Source organism: Mesorhizobium sp. M7A.F.Ca.MR.362.00.0.0 (genome assembly GCF_004023175.1).
GTDB lineage: Bacteria > Pseudomonadota > Alphaproteobacteria > Rhizobiales > Rhizobiaceae > Mesorhizobium.
This window is the reverse complement of the sequence record NZ_RZTF01000254.1, coordinates 4351-8277: the sequence shown is the minus strand read 5'-3', so window position 1 is coordinate 8277 and position 3927 is coordinate 4351. Positions and strand designations below refer to the sequence as shown.

At 62.4% G+C, this 3927-nt stretch carries 4 protein-coding genes; 3 read left to right on the top strand and 1 reads right to left on the bottom strand.

Annotated features, from left to right (window positions below; all coding sequences use genetic code 11):
* Positions 1-174: 174 nt before the first annotated feature.
* The gene (locus EOC06_RS40310; RefSeq protein WP_164898728.1) at positions 175-741 is read right to left on the bottom strand and encodes a hypothetical protein; all 567 of its coding nucleotides are present in this window, start codon (positions 739-741) and stop codon (positions 175-177) included.
* 361 nt (positions 742-1102) lie between these two features.
* On the opposite strand from EOC06_RS40310, the gene EOC06_RS43465 reads away from it, so the two are divergent.
* From EOC06_RS43465 to EOC06_RS25350, 3 genes are all read left to right on the top strand, one after another.
* Entirely contained in the window at positions 1103-1864 is a 762-nt protein-coding gene (locus tag EOC06_RS43465) for a hypothetical protein (RefSeq protein WP_245470046.1), read from the top strand.
* Complete coding sequence (locus EOC06_RS25355; protein ID WP_245470043.1) at positions 1861-2475, top strand: YadA-like family protein; 615 nt, start codon at positions 1861-1863, stop codon at positions 2473-2475. Before EOC06_RS43465 ends, EOC06_RS25355 begins: the two co-directional genes overlap by 4 nt.
* Positions 2476-2647: 172 nt before the next feature.
* Entirely contained in the window at positions 2648-3157 is a 510-nt protein-coding gene (locus tag EOC06_RS25350) for a hypothetical protein (protein WP_306462363.1), read from the top strand.
* The last annotated feature ends 770 nt before the right edge of the window (positions 3158-3927 follow it).

Here is a 3927-nt window from a genome sequence, read left to right as displayed (position 1 = left end):
GTATAACCCCGTCATGCAGCGAGCAGGCGTCGGCAACGAGCCGCTCCAGCTCCTGCGTATCCTCGGCACTGGCGGCCGCGATTGTGCCATCCCTCAATCGCAACGGACTGTCGGGCCGCGACAGCATCGCTTCGGCGGCTTCGTTCATCTGTGCGATCTGCTGATGGCCGTTGATCAGAAACAGCCCAATGGCAGATGCGAAAACGCCGACGCCAGGGCCGACGTTTTCTCCAGCTGCTGGCCGATCTGTCCGGCGCGCCGCATGTGCGGCACGATCTTGCGCAACAGGTCGATGTCGTCGGCGCCAAATGCCTCGTTGCTTGAGCCGCGATCGATGCTGAGCATCCAGTGCGAGTCGTTCGAAGAGAGCAGATTGGAGACGAGGCCGTGATACATGTCGCGCGGCCGCAGCCAGTCGTGCCAGAGTTCGCGGCGGCGGAACGCCGCCACCTCGTCCGTCAGGGGCCAGCGACTGACCACGCCGAGAGGCAAGGCGGCCGATGCCGCCGCCAGCGGATCGCGCAGCAGGGCTTCGATGCCCTTTGGCGAGGTGAACTCGGGATCGAAATCGGTTGCAACCGCATCGAATGTGTGTGGGCTGATGCGCACGATGCAGGAGCGCGAGCCGCCGAACAGGTCGCGCAGGCCAGTTACCGCATCGAACCAGCGCTCCTGATCATAAGCGGCCTCATAGACCTTGCCGACCACTGCGGAGACCGCTTCGATGCTCACGTCAGCCATTGACCCTTCCGGCGTTCAAGGATTGTCGTTGGGGAGAAAGCCTAAACATGCGGATCGTCTCGTGCAAGTTGTGACGCTGTGCAGCCAAGTTGTGGTGGTTCCAGGTCAAGTCCGCGAAGCATTAGAAGAAACTACTCTGTGGTTTTGGAGTCACAGCCTCGTTCAACAAGGTCGTAACCACCCGACAAAGCGACGAACAGTCGTCATATGACGACTGTTCGGGATGCCTCGCCATTGTCAGGTTCGGCTTATTGCTCGTTGGATTCTCTTCCAACGCTGAGCCGAAACAATCGTTGTGGGGTGGCTGGAGAGGCATCAAGTCTGGTGCAAGGCAACCCTGCGGCGTCATTCTCGGGGGTGGATGTTGGTTTTCTCTTTGAAAATTCGCCTGTCGTTTGTGCTTGCCGGGACAATGCTGCTGCTGACGACCGGCAGCGGCTTTGCGCAGTATCGCTGTCTGATAGACGACGGCACCGATGGTGGTGCGACCTCTTCCGGACCGAACAGCTTAGCGTGTGGCTCCCAGGCCAGCGCCAATCCGCCTGATCCGGCGAGCCCCACCTTTGGCTTTGCTACGGCTGTCGGAACCTTGGCCAAGGCTGAGGGGGACATATCGACCGCAGTGGGGACTTTCGCAACGGCCAATGGGCTGGGTTCCAGCGCGTTCGGTGCAAGTTCCAAGGCGACAGGCCGACTTTCAACGGCGACAGGCGCTTATGCGGAAGCAACGAGTTCGCAGTCCACCGCCACGGGCTACCACGCAATAGCGTCGGGCCCTGATGCTACCGCGACGGGACAGGGCGCCCAGGCCACGTCGCTCTATGCGACTGCGACCGGTTCGGCGAGCAAGGCCCTGGGCTACGGTTCAACGGCTACAGGCTACGACAGTCAGGCGAAGGGATCCACCGGCGAGGGAGGGGCAACGGCTACCGGAATGAGCAGCAAGGCACTGGGCGATTACTCGGTCTCGAATGGCTATTCCGCGTCGGCTTACGGAGACAACAACACCGCTGTTGGCGCGCAAGCCGTTACCGGTGGAACCTCATCGAATGGCTTTCAGAACAGGGCAACACCGCGCTGGGCAGCGGCGCCTCGGCGGGCATCTCCGCCGATGGGCAAGTGAATTCGACGGCGGTCGGAGCTGGCGCCGCGGCCAATGCCTCGAACGCCCTGGCGTTGGGCAGCGGTGCGAAGGCCAATCTCGACAATTCCATTGCCATCGGCCAGGGCATTGTGACCGACCGCACGAACCAGGTTAAGCTCGGCAGTGCCACGAACACCTATACGCTATCGGGTGTTGCCTCGGATGCCAGCAGGGCGGAGCAGGTTGGCGTCACGCATCTGGTGACCACGGACGGTGCTGGCAATCTGGCGACATCCACCTTTGACATCGCAGCGTTGAATGACCTGCCAAACAACATCGCGGCTCTCGACGGGCGCGTTGGCGCGTTGGAGTCCGGCTTCCAGAACCTTGGCGGCGAGATCAGCGAAACCCGCACGGAAGCGCGTGCCGGCACCGCGCTGGCGTTGGCGACAGCGGGACTGCGCTACGACGACAGGCCCGGCAAACTGTCGCTGGCTGGCGGCTTCGGTCATTTCAAAGGGCAATCGGGGCTGGCGCTGGGCCTGGGCTACAACACCAGCGAGGAGTTCCGCATGAACGCCGCCGTATCGGCAACCACCGGCCGTGGCGATGTCGGCGTCAGCGTCGGAGCCTCATGGACACTGAACTGACACGGCCGGGATGATGCGGGGTTTGGGGCTTCAGCATTCCGTGCCGTTGCAGTGGCGGGCGCCCGGTTGGCGGACTTCGGGCGCCCGCGGTTTTTTCGCCGCATTGGCCATCGCGCTGATGGCCGTCGCGGTGCCTGCGCAGCCCGCGCATGCGCAAGCCAAGGAAAAACGGGTGGGGCAAAAGACGGCGCGGCCTGCCGGCATCGACCGCAATGGCGTGCTGATCCTGATCCGCGGTGCGCTTTTGGCGCTCGACCAGGCCAACAAAACCGGCAACTACACCGTTTTGCGCGATCTCGGCTCGCCGAATTTCCAGGCCAACAGTGCGGCAGGGCTCGGCGACATCTTCGCCAACCAGCGCAAGCAGGCACTCGACTTCGGCGCCGTCGCGGTGCTCGAGCCGCAGCTGACCTTGCTGCCGCAGATCGAGCCGAACGGCATGCTGCACATGGCGGGCTTCTTCCCGTCGGTACCCTTGCAGGTCAATTTCGAGCTTATGTTCGAGCCAACTGACCGGCAGTGGAAGATCTATGGCGTGTCGGTCAACCTGACATCAGGTGGCCCGCAAGCGCCTGACACGCCGGTGGCCGAACAGCCGAACCCAGCCGATGCCGGCCCGCCGCCGGAGGGGCCGTCGATGGCCGTACAGCCGAAGAAAGAGACCAAACCGGTCAAGCCGTAGCGTGTGGAGCGTTCATGCGCTGGTCCTGCCAAGTCCTGTGCTTAGCCTCGATGTCGGGAGCACCTGAGTTGACCGATGAAAAAAGGCTCCAGAGGTACATTTGCATACTCGACCCGACCAACGCATGGACGGTTTGGGATTGCGAGATGGAGATGCCGGCTTCACTGAGAGGCCAGCTTCTGACCGGGCGGTCGAAGGAGCGAGCCGAGGCTGCCCGCGTAATTCTGGAGCGTATCCACAAAAGCAAGATGGATGGTGGCAAGCCAAATCGGCTCCTCGACTAATCGTGCCTTCTGCGCTTCGTGGCGAGACCGCTGTCATGGTCGGCTCGGCCAGTTGGCGCGGGCTAGAGGCGGACCGTCGGCGCCGACAAGCTGATCCTTCGGATCAAGCTCGAAAGCCGGCTCTTTGCTGCTGCCGGCCATGTTTTGCCAGGGGCAATATGGCTGGCTGTGCAAGGTAGCTCGGGCCGACGGTTTTCGTGCGGCTTGTCGCCCCACTCGCCGGTAAATTAGTCGAATGGAATGTGTATCCTCGATGTAACAGTCCGGCCCCCGCAAGAGGTCATTGGCGGCACAAAGCGGCGGACCCTCGTCATTTGACGACTAGGAAAGCCGGCGGCATTCGATCAGCCATTGGCAGGAAACACTGATGATCGCTTCGGCTCCCGCCGAGGGCAATCTGTCGGGATCGGGCTGGGGCACTACATGAATCTCAACAATCGCAATCGTCGCTATCGCAACCGCTTGCTGGTCAGCACGGCGATGGCC

Bases quoted from the DNA above. Each gene is read 5' to 3' on its own strand.
- EOC06_RS40310 (WP_164898728.1), bottom strand. From the start codon at position 741: ATGGCTGACGTGAGCATCGAAGCGGTCTCCGCAGTGGTCGGCAAGGTC.
- EOC06_RS43465 (WP_245470046.1), top strand. From the start codon at position 1,103: ATGTTGGTTTTCTCTTTGAAAATTCGCCTGTCGTTTGTGCTTGCCGGG.